The organism is Streptomyces sp. SID13031, from assembly GCF_010548305.1.
Classification (GTDB): domain Bacteria; phylum Actinomycetota; class Actinomycetes; order Propionibacteriales; family Kribbellaceae; genus Kribbella.
Genome location: NZ_JAAGLV010000009.1, coordinates 294,330 through 307,838 on the forward strand (window position 1 = coordinate 294,330; position 13,509 = coordinate 307,838).

The following is a 13,509-nucleotide window of genomic DNA, read 5'->3' on the forward strand; positions in this document are numbered from 1 at the left end:
CACACACGACGTGCGGAAACGGTACCTCCGTGGGTGCGGCCTGACGATGATGAGGTAGAGCGGGCGGGTGGCGCGCAGAGGGCGCGGCACGGCGGGTCGCCTGAGTTGGTGGCGTTGATGTTGGCGGATGCTCGGTTGCCTACGGGCGGGCATACGCAGTCGGGTGGGTTGGAGCCGGCTGTGCGGGCCGGGTTGGGGGCTGATGGGGCGCGGCTTGCTGATGTGGCGAGTTACGCGGCTGATCGGTTGCGGACGATCGTTCGAGTCGAGGCGGCGACCGCGGTGGTGGCGCGGAGACTCGCGCTTGACGGCGAACTCGTTGAGCCGGCTGAGGCGGCTTGGGCGGCCCGGACTCCTAGTCAGGCCTTGCGGGCGGCGTCTCGGCGGCAAGGGCGCGCGTATCTGCGGTTGGCTTCACGCATTTGGCCTGGGACAACCGAGTTCCTGGCGGCTGATGCGGAGATCGCGCGGCCGGTGGTGGTTGGCGTTGTCGCGGCCGCGACGGGGTTGTCGGCGGAGCAGACCGCACGACTGATCGGGTACGACGACGCGCAGACCGTCGTGGCCGCGTCGCTCAAGTTGCTCCCGGTGGATCCGGCCGACGCGGCGAGCTGGTTGCTGAAACTCCACCCGGATATCGAGGACCTCGTCACCGCCGTCAGCCGAACGACGACGCCCGCCGGGATTCCGGCATCCGGCACTCCGCTGATTGACGTGTTCGCACAAGCTCATGCTGTCGAGAGAATGAGGTTATTTCATGCCTAAGAACAACACTCGATCCTTCCGTCTGGGAATCGCGGGACCGGTCGGTACCGGTAAGAGTTCGCTGATCGCGATGGTCTGCCGCGAGCTGTCCGCAGAGCTCCAGCTCGGCGTCATCACCAACGACATCTACACCGACGAGGACGCGCGGCTCCTGCGTTCAGCCGGCGTACTCGATCCCGAGCGGATCCGCGCCGTCGAGACCGGCGCCTGCCCGCACACCGCGATCCGCGACGACGTCACCCCGAACCTGATCGCGGTGGAGGACCTCGAACGCGACTTCGCGCCGCTCGACGTCGTACTCGTCGAATCCGGTGGTGACAACCTGACCGCGACCTTCTCCCCCGCGCTCGTGGATGCACAGATCTTCGTCCTCGACGTGGCGGGTGGTGGCGACGTCGCGCGCAAGGGCGGGCCGGGCATCGCGCGCGCCGATCTGCTCGTGGTCAACAAGACCGACCTCGCTCCGTACGTCGGCGTCGACGTACCGCAGATGGTCGCCGACGCCGAAGCCGCTCGGGGTGGCAAGCCGGTACTGGCGTTGTCGCGGACGGACGCGGATTCGGTACTTCGCCTGAAGGAATGGGTACTCGCGATGACCGCGGTCGTGCGGAGCGGGTCGCACACGCCGGTCGATCCTGGTCCGATGGCTCCGCATTCGCATGTCGGTGACGACGGGGAGCTCATCTCGCACACCCATGCTCACGCGCACTGATCAAATGATCACGCGTATCGAGGTGGTCGCGGATCCGGTTCGCGATCGCTGTCTGCTCACCACCGGGCTGCTGTCGCCGCGGCGGCTGCCCGCGGCGGACGGGGTGGTCCGGGTCGCGCTGATTGCGGCCTCTGCCTTGTTGTTAGCCGGGGATCATGTCGAGATTCAAGTCGTGGTTCAAGGTCCGGTGCGGGTGGAGATCGTCGAGACGGCAGGCACAGTCGCGTATGCGATGCGGGGTGGGTCGGCGCGATGGGATGTGACTGTCGCGCTGACTGACGGGGCTCAGCTCACTTGGCATGGTGAGCCGTTCGTCGTGTCGGAGGGGGCTGATGTCTTGAGGTCGATGGAGGTGAACCTGGAGTCGGGGTGCTCGGCGGCGATCCGGGAATCACTGGTGTTCGGCCGTCACGGCGAGACCGGCGGCACGCTGCGTTCGTCGCAACGAGCCTGGCTGGACGGCGAACTCCTCCTCGCTGAAGACCTCGACCTGGCCCCGGAGGCGAGACAGGGCTGGGCAATCCTCGGTACGGCGCGCTGCCTCGACTCCCTGACAACCCTCGGCCGCCGCCTGCCAGAAACCCCCGCAACGCCGGCAAGCGCGGACAAGCAGGTGGAGGCGGGCTCGTTGGGGAGTGCGGGGGCGCGGGGAGTACCGGCGGTTTTGCAGTTGGAGGGGGTTGGGTCTGTGGATCGGCGGTTGGTCGGGGAGCAGCATGAGAGTGATCTTGCGCAAAGCTGGGCAGCGTTGCTCGCGACTGACAAGATCTCTGGGTGCAGCTGAATCGAGAGAGCGCCTTGAGCCGGGCCGTTGCGCTCGCGACCCGGGGACAACGGGCGATCCTTGGTATCACCGGAGCGCCCGCCGCCGGCAAATCGACGTACGCCGAACAGCTCACGGCGGAGCTGGTTGCCGACGGCCACCAGGTGGTGTTGCTCCCGATGGATGGCTATCATCTGGCGCAATCGGCGCTCGAGGAACTCGGGCTGGCTGCCGTCAAGGGTGCGCCGCAGACGTTTGACGGGTACGGGTTCGTTGCCTTGCTCAAGCGGTTGAAGGACTCGCCGGACGAGACGATCTGGGCGCCGAGGTTCGATCGGTCGATCGAGGACTCCATCGCTGCCAGCATTCCGGTCCGGCCGGAGACCACGCTAGTGGTGACCGAAGGCAACTATCTGCTGTTCGATCAGGCGCCGTGGGCAACTGGTCGCGCACTGCTCGACGAGTGCTGGTACATCGACCTCGACGACAACCTCAGGCACGAGAGGCTGGAAGCACGCCACCAGCGCTTCGGCCGCTCACCCGAAGAGGCGCACGCTCGCACCTACGGTTCCGACGAAGCCAACGCCCAGCTGATCGCCGCGACAAAACCCAACGCCGACGCGATCATCACGCTGACCTGAGCACCTCAACCCCAACCCGCGCCCGACGAGTTGGGATGCCGACCGGTGAGGCCAATCTCAGGCGGATCCGGATCCGCCCACACCTCGCAACATTTGGCGGGCTAACTCCTCGAGTGGGGGTTCGCCCACTGGTGTGGCAATTGGCGAACCCCCCAGAGGCGGAGTTGACCCCACGGTTCCCTCCGCTGCTGACAGCGGATCCCGGACGGCGTGATGCCTGGGAGAGGTCAAGCAGTCTGGGCGCGCGCCTGGATCCGAGCGAGTTGCTCGTCGAGCTGTCGCGCATCAACACCGAGGCCGGGGAATCAGCGAGCCGGCGGGCAGGTCCGTTCGATGTAGCCGGCGACGCCGTCCAGGTAGAGCTGAAGACCGAAGGCGAAGTCGGTTCCATCCGCTTCGTCGAAGGTCGTCGCCTCATCGAAGACACCGGCAGCAAGCACCTGGGCCAACGCGGGTAGTTGCCGTGGATCAACCACCCGGGAGAGGGTCGCGCCGTAGCGGGTGAAGGCGTCCGGGTTGTCCGCGAAGCCGCTCGCGAGGTCCGTGCTCAAACGGATCTCGCCTTGCACGTAAGTCATCAGCCCCATCACGACCCCGACCTTGCTCTCCTCACCCAACCCGGTGTCCTTCAACGCCCCGAGAGCACTGTCGAACCAGGCGAGATTGTTCGGCCCCGCGGGCGGGCCCGAGATCGGGAGCTTGGAGTACCAACGGTGCTTGCGTACCGCGGTCAGCACCCCGTTCGCCCAGAAGGTCAGCCCGGCCCGCCAGTCGATATCGGCAGGCAGTGCCTCGGGTCGCTCCAGCGCGGCATCCGACATCAGTACAAGCAGGTCATCCTTGCTTTTCACATGCCGGTAGAGCGCCATCGTCGAGTTGCCGAGCCGCTCGGCCACGCGAGCCATCGACACCGCCGCGAGCCCCTCGGCATCGGCGAGCTCGATCGCCGCCCGGGTGATGTCCGCGATCGACAACGACGGCTTCGGCCCGCGTTTGGTGACGTCACGTAGACCCCACATCAGCGCGACGTCGGCCGGCAGTTCGGGCTGCTCGCTCATCTCCACCGCCTCAGTCTAGGAACCCATCCACTGACACCCCGCACTGCGTACCTGTTACGCTAATTAGCGTAGCTCATACGCAGTAAAGGGGAGATCATGATCGTCGAAGCAACCGGCCTGCGGAAGTCGTACGGGCCGACCGCGGTACTGCGAGGGATAGACCTAGACGTGGAGGAAGGGTCCGTACTAGCGCTGCTCGGCCCGAACGGAGCAGGCAAGACCACCATCGTGCGGATCCTGACGACGCTGACCCGGCCGGACGCCGGCACAGCGGCGATCGCCGGGTACGACGTGGTGCGCGAACCCACGAAGGCCCGTGGCGTGATCAGCCTGACCGGCCAGTACGCCGCCGTCGACGACAACCAGACCGGCCGGGAGAACCTCGTCATGGTCGGCCGGCTGATGCACCTGGGCAGGAGCGCGGCGGCCAGGCGCGCGGACGAGTTGCTCGAGCGGTTCGAGTTGACCGCGGCGATGAACCGACGCGCCAAGACCTATTCGGGCGGCATGATGCGCCGCCTGGATCTCGCGATGAGCTTGATCGCCCGGCCGCGGGTGATCTTCCTCGACGAGCCGACCACCGGGCTCGATCCGGCCAGCCGGCTGACAATGTGGGACGCGATCGGTCAACTGGTCCGGGACGGGACGACGATCCTGCTCACCACCCAATACCTCGAGGAAGCGGACCGCCTCGCCGACCGGATCGTGTTGCTCGACGGTGGCCGGATCACCGCGGCAGGCACGGCCGACGCACTCAAGAGCCAGGTCGGTGGTGAGCGCATCGAACTCCACTTCGCTGACGAGCCCACGGCGCGTCAGGCAACCGAATTGCTCGGCGGACTCACCGTCGGACGGCTGGTCAATCTGCCGTCCGACGGTTCGGCCGGTCACCTACTTCACGTTCTGGATCAACTCAGAGACCAAGACCTGAATCCGGAACGGGTGTCCTCTCATCGCCCGACGCTCGACGACGTCTTCCTGACGTTGACCGCATGAGCGCCCACGAGGGCTTCGCCGCCGCGGTCAGCGACGTGACGACGATGGTCGAACGGAGCGTCCGGTTGAGCCGGCGCAACGTGGACACGTTGTTCGTGTCGATCCTCTTGCCGCTGCTGATGATGGCGCTGTTCGTCTACGTCTTCGGCGGCGCGATCGACACCGGTACGCAGTACATCAACTATGTCGTGCCGGGCATCCTGCTGCTGACGACCGGGTACGGCGCCGCGAGCACCGCGATGGCCGTCGCCGACGACATGACCACGGGGATGATCGACCGGTTGCGCTCGCTTCCGATCCGGAGTTTCGCAGTACTGACCGGGCACGTCGCGGCGAGTGTCGCCCGCAACGCGGTCTCGACCACGATCGTCATCCTCGCCTCGCTCGCGATGGGGTTCCGGCCGAACGCCGGCCTGGTCGACTGGCTCGCGGCGATCGGCCTGCTGCTGCTCTACGTGATCGCGCTGTCCTGGCTCGCCGCCGCGCTCGGCGTGATTGCGAAGTCGGTCGAGTCGGCCAGCGCGCTGAGCTTCTTCATGTTGTTCCTGCCGTATCTGAGCAGCGCGTTCGTCCGTACGGAGACGATGCCGGGCTTCTTGCAACCGATCAGCAGGCACCAGCCGATCACGCCGGTGATCGAGGCCGTCCGTAGTTTCCTCACCGGTACGCCGCTAGGCTCGAGCGGCTGGATCGCATTGACCTGGTGCGGCGGTCTGCTCGTCTTCTCGACAGGTCTCGCGACCGTCCTGTATCGCCGCCGGACGACGCGATGACGACTTGCCGAGGACTCGACCGAACCAGGCGCTGAAAGTGCCCGCCGATCGACCGTTGGGCGCACAGTTCGAACCGCTCAGCGGACGGTGTTTCAAGAATCGCCGAATCGCTGCGACCCTGACCCCCGATCGGGGATAAATTCGAGATCCCCCCACGTGTGGAGGTCCCACTCCCCCCGGGACCCGCACGGACGAGTGCCCCGATCATCGATCGGGGCATTCGTTTTTACCCGGCTCTTACGGTCGCGCGAAAAAACTCTTCGGTGGGTGTCTAAATCCTTGGTCTTGAATCGACGTATCTGTGAAGGCAGGAACAGAGACCGAGGAGAGGGTCAGGATGTCCGAGAACAGTGCGCAACAGATGATCGTCACCATGCTGGCCGAGGGAAACCCGGTCTGGTACGTCGCCGCCATGGTCAACATGCGCAGCCACGACGTGTACGTGATCGGCAAGGCCGCCGGCTACCCCGACCGGACCAAGCTGCGCCGCACGGTCTGGGCCCGCAAACAAGCCCAGCACCTCGCCGCCTGAACAGCCCTTCGCCGGAACCCGATCACAGCGGCCAGCCGGCCGTCCGACTGATCGCCGGCGTCCCCACCGCCACCAGCTACTGGACCTGGATCAACTCCGGCTGATCGTCAGCGCTTCGGGGTTTCGATCAAAGCTCCGAAGAAACGTTCGACGGCAGGAAGGATCTGGGAACCGCGGTGGGCGACGCCGGGGACCAATTCGAAGGTGACGTTCAGATCGTGGGCGCGATAGTTGGCTTCCAGGGTTCGGAGGCGTTCGATCCGGGTGCGGCCGGTCTTCTCGACGCCGTCCATCCAGTTCGATTCGCCGGGGTTGTTGATCTCCCAGGTCTCGACGTCGTCCGACCCGACGACCAGCTGGATCGGTACCCGGCGCAGCGCGTCCTCGTCGATGCGCTGGCCGAACTTCTCCTCGAAACCCTTCGTTCCCAGCCACCAGGGCAGGGTCTCGTCCAGCTCTGTGATCCGTCCGGGTGCGCCGATCGAGCAGGCCGCGAGGCGATCGGGATGCAGGTAGAGGAAGCGATGGGTGAACTGCCCGCCACCCGAGAAGCCGTGCAGGTAGAACTTCTCCTTCTCGACCGGGAACCGCTCCGCCACCTCGTCGACGATCGCGAGCAGCATCTCGTCGAAGCGGATCCCCTGGTACTCGATGAACTTGAAGTTGTGCAGATCCGTCGGATCGACCAGCCCGGCCGGGAACGTCGGCGTCAGCACCACCACGCCGTACTTCTCGGCGAACGGTTTGAGATGCGTGCGGTAGGTCATCGCCGTCCGCGCGGTGCCATGCTGCACGACGACGAGTGGAGCCTTCTCGTCATCGCGGAGCCGATTCGGCACGTACAGGCAGTAGTGCAGCCGCGGGTCGACCTGAGCAGCGAAGGTCGGGATCGATCCGCGCTGGTAGAACTGTGCGGTCGACTGGGTGGAGGGTTCGGTCAGGGCCATATATCTGTCCTTCACTGAGTTCCGGCGAATGCTGCGCGCAGCTCGGCGACGCGTTCCGGCTGCCGGCCGGGTCCGGGCGCGGAGGAGAGCAGCATCTGGGTGTAGGGGTGCTGGGGCCGCCGCAGGATCTCGGCGGTGGCGTTCTGCTCGACGTCATGCCCCTGGTACATCACCAGGATCCGGTCGGTCACCTCGCCGACGACCGCGAGATCGTGGCTGACGAAGACCAGCGAGATGCCGACCGACGCCCGGATGTCGTTGAGCAAGGCAAGGATCTTCGCCTGCACCGAGACGTCCAGCGCGGAGACCGCCTCATCGAGCACGAGTACCTGAGGCCGTACTGCGAGCGCTCGCGCGATCGCGACTCGTTGCCGTTGGCCACCACTCAGCTCGTGGGGCAAAGACCCGGCAAGCTTCGACGCCAGCCCGACCTGGTCGAGCAGCCGCCCGATCTCGGCAACTGTCTCGGGCTTCGACAGCTCCGGCCGATGCCGGCGGAGCACGTCGCGCAGGCACGACTCGACGCTGAGCCGGCGATCGAGCGAGGTGTACGGATCCTGGAAGACCATCTGGATCGCGCGGGCCCGCTGGAGCCGCGCGGACTTACCCCGACGACTTTCATGGATGGCTTGATCATCGACTAGAACCAAGCCGTCGTCGGGCCGGGCGAGCCCGACCAGCATCCGCGCGACCGTCGTCTTGCCCGACCCGGACTCACCGACGACACCGAGCGATCCGCCCGCCTCGACCGCGAAGGAGATCTTGCTCGCGGCAACCACCGCGGGCCCACCGCGCCGGCCCGGATAGGTCTTGCTCAACTCGGTCACCCGCAGAACGCTCACGGCTGAACCTCCAACTCACGATCGGGCTCACGGTCAGGAAGTCGCGGTACTGCGTCCGCCAGCGCCCGGGTGTACTCGTTGGCCGGGTTCTCGAAGATCGTCGCTCCGGGCTGCTCGTCCACGATCACCCCATCGCGCATGACGTAGACGCGATCGCAGTACGCCGCCGCCAGGTGCAGGTCATGCGTGATGAACAGCACCCCGAGCTCACGCTGCGCCCGCAACCGGCGCAGCAACGCCAGTACTTCGGCCTGCGTCGTCACGTCGAGCGCACTGGTCGCCTCATCGGCCAGCAGCAACTGCGGGTTGATGCTCAGCGCGGACGCGATCACCACCCGTTGCAACATCCCGCCCGACAGCTGATGCGGGTAGAGCTTCAGCAGCCGCTCGGGATCCTTCAACCCCACCTCGGCGAACAGCTCCACGATCTTGCTCCGGGCAACCTTCTTCGCCACGCCATGGACATGCACCAGGCGTTCGGTTGCCGAGTCGCCGATTCGACGGACCGGATTGAGCGCAGTACGGGGTGCCTGGAAGATCATCGCGGCTTCGTTCGCGCGGATCCGTTGCACCTCGGCCGGGCCGGCGGACAGGATGTCCGAGCCGCAGACGGTGACCGATCCAGTGGTTGTTGCATCGTCTGGAAAAAGTTTCAAAGCGGCCCGGGCGGTGGTGGACTTACCGGAGCCCGATTCGCCGACCAGCCCGACGGTCTCGCCTACTCCGACCTGCAGGGAGATACCGCGCAGGATCTCCGTCGACGGCACCCGCAAGGTCAGGTCTTCGATATCGAGGAGCATCAAGTCACTTCCTCACGGCGAGCTTGTCGGACAGCCGGACGCCGACCACGTTCGTCGCGACGACGACGATCGCGATGGTGAGACCGGGGATCAGGGCCGGACCGACGATGCCCTGGATGACACCTGTGCGACCCTCCTGAACCATCAGTCCCCATTCGGAGCTCGGCGGTTGCGAGCCGAAGCCGAGGAAGTTCAGCGACGCGAGACTCATCAGGCCTTCACCAAAGAGAACAACTAAGTACCCGACCAAAGTCGGCAGCAGGTTCGGCAGCAGATATCGGAGGCAGAGCATGAATCCACCGACCCCCTGCAGCCGGTACGCGTCGACGTACGGCCGGGTGATCTCCTCCAGCGCGATCGACCGGGTGAACTTGGCGATCGCCGGCGCGTAGGCGAGCGCCATCCCTAGTACCGAGGTCAGCTGGCCGCGGTCGAACACGGCGATCACGAGCACGACGAACAGCAGTCCCGGGAACGCGAACATGACATCGGTAACCCGGCTGAGCGCCGTGTCGACCCAGCCTCGATGCCACGCGGCCGTCACCCCGATCAGTACGCCGAGCACGGTCGCCACTGCGAGCAACGCGATCGCACCGAGCAGGCTCGGCCGTGCGCCGTGGATGATCCGGGAGAGCAGGTCGCGGCCGAGCTGGTCGGTACCGAGCCAGTGCGACGAGCTCGGCGACTGCCAGAGCGTGCTGAAGTCGGTCTGCGACGGCGAGTACGGCGACACCCAGGATGCGAACACGGCGGCGATCACGGCCAGCGCGAGGACTCCGACGCTGAGGTAGAACGGCCACTCGGTCCGGCGGCGGATCGCCAACGTGCCGGCGACGGGTGCGGACAGGTCGAGGGTCATGCGGATCTCCTCGCCAGAACTCTTGCGTCGAGCAACGGATAGATCAGGTCGATGATCACGGTGACGGCCATGTAGGCGATCACCATGTAGAGCAGGATCGCTTGCACGACAGGGAAGTCGTGGGTGTTGATTGCCTCCACCAACAGACTGCCGATGCCATTCAGGCCGAACATGCCCTCGACAACCACAGTCCCCGCGAGCATGCCGGCCAGGATCAGCCCGCACATAGTGATGACCGGGCCGAGTGAGTTGCGCAGGACGTGCCGCAGTACGGTCTGCCGGGACTTCAGGCCGTAGCTGCGGACCGCCTCGACGTGATCGAGACTCTGTTGCTCGACCATCGTCTGCCTCGTCACCCGGCTGACCACCGCGATCGCGCCGAGCGCCAGCGCGATCGCGGGCAGCGTCAGGTGCTGGATCCGGCCGAAGAAGCCCTCCCCCGGACCGGACACCGCGAACCAGCGCAGCTTCACGGCAAAGATCGAGATCAAAACCACGGCGACGACGAAGTTCGGGATCGAGGTCGCGAACGTCGTCACGCCGGTGATCAACGCGTCCACCGCGGTCCCCCGGCGCAGCGCGGAGACGATACCGAGGAACACCCCGATCACGATGAACAGCACGCCGGCGTAGGCGACCAGCGACAGCGTCACCGGCAGCCGGGTACCGAGCAGGGACGTCACCGGCTGCTGATAGACGAAGGACGAGCCGAAATCACCGTGCAGCAGGTCCTTCGCCCAGATCAGGTACTGCGTGATGAACGGCTGATCCAAGTGGTACTCCGCGCGCACCGCGGCGATCCGCTCGGGCGTCATGTTCTCCGGGTTGCCGATCAGGAACGCGACCGGGTCGCCGGGGGCCGCGTACATCCCCGCGAAGATCACGAACGAACTGATCACCAGCGTGAGCACCATGGCGCCCAATCGCCGCAGTAGCGCGAACATTGCCTTAGGCCCCCTTCGTGCCGAGGTCGGCTGCCCAGGGGTAGTACCGGTAACAGCCGCTGGCCGGTACGCCGGTCACCTTGGTCGAGAGGGCCACCGTGCTCGGGCTCTGGACGACCGGGATCCACGGCATCGCGTCGGCCCAGCGCTTGGCCAGGTCGATCGCGATCGTCGCCCGCTCGGCGTCGTCGAGCGCCGCACGCCCTTTGTTCACGAGTTCGTCGTAAGACTTGTCCTTGAGCAGCCACTGCACCGTCGAGGTGCTCGCGCCGTTCTTGTAGAAGCCGACCGGGTCGTTCTTGGAGATGAAGTAGTCGTCGCTGAACAGGTCGGCGGTCTTCCGGACGGCCGGATCGCTCATGTCGTACTGCACGGTCGGGATCTGCGTGATGGTCGCCTTCAGGCCGATCTTCTCCGCGGCGTCGACGAGTGCGTTGGCGATCACGTTGCGGACCGGGCTGCCGTCGCTGGCGACGATGATGGGCTGCGTCTCACCGACCTCGCCGACGAGCTTCTTGGCCGCGTCCAGGTCGGCTTGGGCAGGCTTCGCCGGGATGCCGGGGATCGCGTCGTACGCGGCCTGGAACTTCGCCTTCTCGTAGCCCCAGGCGCCGGATCCGACGGGCTCTTTCCAGGCTTGCCCGAGGCCCGAGAGTGCAGCCTTCGCGATGCCCTCGCGGTCGAGCGCCAAGGCGAGTGCCTTGCGCAACCGGACGTCCTTCAGGCCGCCGCGTTCGGTCGCCATCAGGCTCCAGACCCTGGTGTCCGGGCCCTGGCTGACCGTGGTCACCGAGCCGCCCGCCAACTGGGTCGCCGAGGAGAGGTTCTCCAGGTACGACCCGGTGGCCGCCCCGGTGACGAGGGAGTTGACGATGACGTCGTCGCTGCCCCACTTGAAGGTGATCTGGTCGGTCTTGGCCGCCTTCGCGCTGTTCCAGTACTGCGCTGCCTTGGTCAGCACGATCTGCTTGCCGGCGGCCCATTCCTTCAGCTCGAACGGGCCCGAGCACGCGTCCTTGCCGTCCGGCGTACCGAACTTCTTGCCCTGGGCCTCGATCCCCTGCTTGCTGAACACGACGCCGGCGTCACCGGCGATCGCCTCCAGGAAGACGGCATCGGGCTGCTTGAACTTCACCGTGATCTCGTTCGGGCCGGTCTTCGCGACGCCGGTCACGTTGACGTACTCGTCGGACTCGGACGCGCCCTCGGCGGAGTGCCGTTGCAGGCTGTAGAGCACGTCGTCCGCGGTCAGCGGCGTACCGTCGTGGAACTTCACGCCTTGGCGGATGGTGAAGACCAAGCTGGTCTTGTCCTTCCAGGCGTACTTCTCGGCCAGGCCGGGCTTCAGCGTCAGATCCGGTTGCAGCTGGAGCAACCGTTCGCAGACGTTGGCCATGATCAGGTCGCTCTGCGAGTTCGCCGCGTCGGCGTCCAGGTCGAGCGAGCGGGGTTCCTTGGTCATGAACCAGGTCGCCTGGTCGAGCTGACCGGCCGCGGCCGGCGTGCTGTCGACGAGCTTGACCTGGTCGAGGGCCGGCGACTGGCCCGTGTTCTTGCCGTCACCGCAGCCGGCGACGAAGACCATGCCGAGGGCAACTGACGCCGTGAGCTTCTTGGCGTGCATGTGGGGGTACTCCTAGTCGTAAAGATTGAACGGAACGAGCTCGTAGGAGTGCTCGCAGGGGATTCCGGGCGTGACGTAGTACTCGCCGGTGGTGAGATCGACGCAGCTCGACAGCAGCGTCGACCATTGCCTCAGCTCGGCGAGGCGGTCGTCGGGGTGAGCGCAGAGCGAGTCGGGTCTCCCCAGGTGATCCGACATCGCGGTGTGGACGGCCTTGCGTACATCGGTCGCCGTGGCTGCTTCTTTCAGGCCCTGCGTGGCGCGCGGGACCCGAAGCAGTGAGTCAGGTGACATCGGTCGGTGGGTGGCGGCCAGTTGTGGCGGTACGAACGCCTGGTAGTGGTTGCCGTGGACGATCAACCCGTCGACCGGATACTCCCAGCCGTGCGCGCCGGGCGTGGTCTCGAGGTCGATGCTGAAACCGGATCGATCGGTCAGCAGGGCGTTGCTCGCGATGTGCGCGCGAGTCTTGACGAGGACTTTGAGGGCGTCGGAGATGGAGTCGGAGTCGAGTACGAGCCGGCGGATGACGGTCTGCGGTACACCGACGGTGTCGTCGAACCGGCCGCCGAGCCCGTTGGCGTTGAGGGCGAAGCCGCGCGAGTTGGCGCCGTGCCGGCCGATCTGGCCGGCCTCGACCTGCATGATGACGGTCGGCTTCGGCGGCTGGACGATGCGCAGGATGACGACGGTGTCGCGGACCGCGTGCCGCCAGTCCCAGTTCTGTCCGGTGTAGACGTGGCCGTCGCTCGTGGCCGGGCCGGTCAGCGAGTACGACGTACAGCCGTCGGGGGCGTCGCCCTGGCTTGGTTCAAGGCTTGTACTTTCGCTTGTTCCTTCTGTTGAACCTTCAGTTGTGGCTGAGCTCCGGCGGAAGGATTCGGCGTCGTAGATGATCTCGCCGCGGCAGTTCAGGGCGACGATCTCGCGCACCGGGACGCCGGCGCCCTCGGCGATCCCGGTCATCTCCTCGAACAGCTCCGGGAAGCCGGAGCGCAGCAGTTGCTCCCACGGCTCGGAGAGGGTGAGGATCTCGGACCAGCTCCGGCCCGTCTGGAGTTCGAAGGCCTGGGTGTAGTACGCGATCGCCGTCGCGATCAGGTCAGCGGCCGCTTGCCCGTAGCTGATCCCGCGCCGGCGGGGCGTCGTACCGGATACTTCGATGACCCTCAGCTGCGACACTGGGAGCTCCCTGGGTGATTGTGTTACAAAGGCTTGCATGCGTGGACTGTTCGTTACAGAGCCGAGTGGAT

General features: G+C 66.1%; 15 protein-coding genes. 7 read left to right on the forward strand and 8 right to left on the reverse strand.

Annotation, left to right across the window (positions count from 1 at the left end; translation table 11 throughout):
- The first annotated feature begins 117 nt into the window (after nucleotides 1–117).
- From G3I17_RS20020 to G3I17_RS20035, 4 genes are read left to right on the forward strand one after another with little or no spacing between them, the layout of a single operon-like run.
- A complete protein-coding gene (locus G3I17_RS20020) occupies nucleotides 118–765 on the forward strand; it encodes an urease accessory UreF family protein (protein ID WP_164598424.1) in 648 nt (215 codons plus the stop codon).
- Nucleotides 758–1,477 (forward strand): urease accessory protein UreG, encoded by a 720-nt coding sequence (gene ureG, locus G3I17_RS20025; RefSeq protein ID WP_164598426.1) that lies wholly within the window; start codon nucleotides 758–760, stop codon nucleotides 1,475–1,477. Before G3I17_RS20020 ends, ureG begins: the two co-directional genes overlap by 8 nt.
- Nucleotides 1,478–1,481: 4 nt before the next feature.
- Nucleotides 1,482–2,261 carry an urease accessory protein UreD gene (locus G3I17_RS20030; RefSeq protein ID WP_164598428.1) on the forward strand — a complete coding sequence of 260 codons (780 nt, stop codon included), beginning with the start codon at nucleotides 1,482–1,484 and terminating at the stop codon, nucleotides 2,259–2,261.
- Complete coding sequence (locus tag G3I17_RS20035; protein ID WP_164598430.1) at nucleotides 2,252–2,881, forward strand: nucleoside/nucleotide kinase family protein; 630 nt, start codon at nucleotides 2,252–2,254, stop codon at nucleotides 2,879–2,881. Before G3I17_RS20030 ends, G3I17_RS20035 begins: the two co-directional genes overlap by 10 nt.
- A gap of 305 nt (nucleotides 2,882–3,186) precedes the next feature.
- On the opposite strand, the gene G3I17_RS20040 is transcribed toward G3I17_RS20035, so the two are convergent.
- Nucleotides 3,187–3,939 carry a TetR/AcrR family transcriptional regulator gene (locus G3I17_RS20040; RefSeq protein WP_164598432.1) on the reverse strand — a complete coding sequence of 251 codons (753 nt, stop codon included), beginning with the start codon at nucleotides 3,937–3,939 and terminating at the stop codon, nucleotides 3,187–3,189.
- A gap of 96 nt (nucleotides 3,940–4,035) precedes the next feature.
- On the opposite strand from G3I17_RS20040, the gene G3I17_RS20045 reads away from it, so the two are divergent.
- The 3 genes from G3I17_RS20045 (at nucleotide 4,036) to G3I17_RS20055 (ending at nucleotide 6,240) form a co-directional block, all read left to right on the forward strand.
- Nucleotides 4,036–4,935, forward strand: coding sequence for an ATP-binding cassette domain-containing protein (locus tag G3I17_RS20045; protein ID WP_164598434.1), 900 nt, complete (start codon nucleotides 4,036–4,038; stop codon nucleotides 4,933–4,935).
- Nucleotides 4,932–5,708: an ABC transporter permease gene (locus G3I17_RS20050; RefSeq protein ID WP_164598436.1), complete on the forward strand. Its 777-nt coding sequence runs from the start codon at nucleotides 4,932–4,934 to the stop codon at nucleotides 5,706–5,708. Before G3I17_RS20045 ends, G3I17_RS20050 begins: the two co-directional genes overlap by 4 nt.
- Before the next feature lie 337 nt (nucleotides 5,709–6,045).
- On the forward strand, nucleotides 6,046–6,240 hold the full coding sequence (locus G3I17_RS20055; RefSeq protein ID WP_164598438.1) for a hypothetical protein: 195 nt from the start codon (nucleotides 6,046–6,048) through the stop codon (nucleotides 6,238–6,240).
- Nucleotides 6,241–6,347: 107 nt separating this feature from the next.
- Here G3I17_RS20055 and G3I17_RS20060 read toward each other — a convergent pair whose 3' ends face one another.
- From G3I17_RS20060 to G3I17_RS20090, 7 genes are read right to left on the reverse strand one after another with little or no spacing between them, the layout of a single operon-like run.
- On the reverse strand, nucleotides 6,348–7,187 hold the full coding sequence (locus G3I17_RS20060; RefSeq protein ID WP_164598440.1) for a PHB depolymerase family esterase: 840 nt from the start codon (nucleotides 7,185–7,187) through the stop codon (nucleotides 6,348–6,350).
- Nucleotides 7,188–7,198: 11 nt separating this feature from the next.
- Nucleotides 7,199–8,020: an ATP-binding cassette domain-containing protein gene (locus tag G3I17_RS20065; protein ID WP_203590516.1), complete on the reverse strand. Its 822-nt coding sequence runs from the start codon at nucleotides 8,018–8,020 to the stop codon at nucleotides 7,199–7,201.
- A gap of 5 nt (nucleotides 8,021–8,025) precedes the next feature.
- Complete coding sequence (locus tag G3I17_RS20070; protein WP_164598444.1) at nucleotides 8,026–8,829, reverse strand: ABC transporter ATP-binding protein; 804 nt, start codon at nucleotides 8,827–8,829, stop codon at nucleotides 8,026–8,028.
- Between the two features lie 4 nt (nucleotides 8,830–8,833).
- Nucleotides 8,834–9,688: an ABC transporter permease gene (locus tag G3I17_RS20075; RefSeq protein ID WP_164598446.1), complete on the reverse strand. Its 855-nt coding sequence runs from the start codon at nucleotides 9,686–9,688 to the stop codon at nucleotides 8,834–8,836.
- Nucleotides 9,685–10,632, reverse strand: coding sequence for an ABC transporter permease (locus G3I17_RS20080; protein WP_164598448.1), 948 nt, complete (start codon nucleotides 10,630–10,632; stop codon nucleotides 9,685–9,687). The genes G3I17_RS20075 and G3I17_RS20080 overlap by 4 nt, the downstream gene beginning before the upstream one ends.
- Before the next feature lie 4 nt (nucleotides 10,633–10,636).
- Nucleotides 10,637–12,256, reverse strand: coding sequence for an ABC transporter substrate-binding protein (locus G3I17_RS20085; protein WP_203590473.1), 1,620 nt, complete (start codon nucleotides 12,254–12,256; stop codon nucleotides 10,637–10,639).
- A gap of 12 nt (nucleotides 12,257–12,268) precedes the next feature.
- Nucleotides 12,269–13,438 (reverse strand): C45 family peptidase, encoded by a 1,170-nt coding sequence (locus G3I17_RS20090; protein ID WP_343238359.1) that lies wholly within the window; start codon nucleotides 13,436–13,438, stop codon nucleotides 12,269–12,271.
- Nucleotides 13,439–13,509: the final 71 nt, after the last annotated feature.

What these genes read in the sequence shown, in the direction of transcription:
- G3I17_RS20085 (WP_203590473.1), bottom strand. Translation starts at nt 12,256, where the DNA reads ATGCACGCCAAGAAGCTCACGGCGTCAGTTGCCCTCGGCATGGTCTTC.
- G3I17_RS20055 (WP_164598438.1), top strand. Translation starts at nt 6,046, where the DNA reads ATGTCCGAGAACAGTGCGCAACAGATGATCGTCACCATGCTGGCCGAG.
- G3I17_RS20060 (WP_164598440.1), bottom strand. Translation starts at nt 7,187, where the DNA reads ATGGCCCTGACCGAACCCTCCACCCAGTCGACCGCACAGTTCTACCAG.
- G3I17_RS20020 (WP_164598424.1), top strand. Translation starts at nt 118, where the DNA reads ATGTTGGCGGATGCTCGGTTGCCTACGGGCGGGCATACGCAGTCGGGT.
- G3I17_RS20030 (WP_164598428.1), top strand. Translation starts at nt 1,482, where the DNA reads ATGATCACGCGTATCGAGGTGGTCGCGGATCCGGTTCGCGATCGCTGT.
- G3I17_RS20080 (WP_164598448.1), bottom strand. Translation starts at nt 10,632, where the DNA reads ATGTTCGCGCTACTGCGGCGATTGGGCGCCATGGTGCTCACGCTGGTG.
- G3I17_RS20050 (WP_164598436.1), top strand. Translation starts at nt 4,932, where the DNA reads ATGAGCGCCCACGAGGGCTTCGCCGCCGCGGTCAGCGACGTGACGACG.
- G3I17_RS20075 (WP_164598446.1), bottom strand. Translation starts at nt 9,688, where the DNA reads ATGACCCTCGACCTGTCCGCACCCGTCGCCGGCACGTTGGCGATCCGC.
- ureG (WP_164598426.1), top strand. Translation starts at nt 758, where the DNA reads ATGCCTAAGAACAACACTCGATCCTTCCGTCTGGGAATCGCGGGACCG.
- G3I17_RS20045 (WP_164598434.1), top strand. Translation starts at nt 4,036, where the DNA reads ATGATCGTCGAAGCAACCGGCCTGCGGAAGTCGTACGGGCCGACCGCG.
- G3I17_RS20040 (WP_164598432.1), bottom strand. Translation starts at nt 3,939, where the DNA reads ATGAGCGAGCAGCCCGAACTGCCGGCCGACGTCGCGCTGATGTGGGGT.
- G3I17_RS20070 (WP_164598444.1), bottom strand. Translation starts at nt 8,829, where the DNA reads ATGCTCCTCGATATCGAAGACCTGACCTTGCGGGTGCCGTCGACGGAG.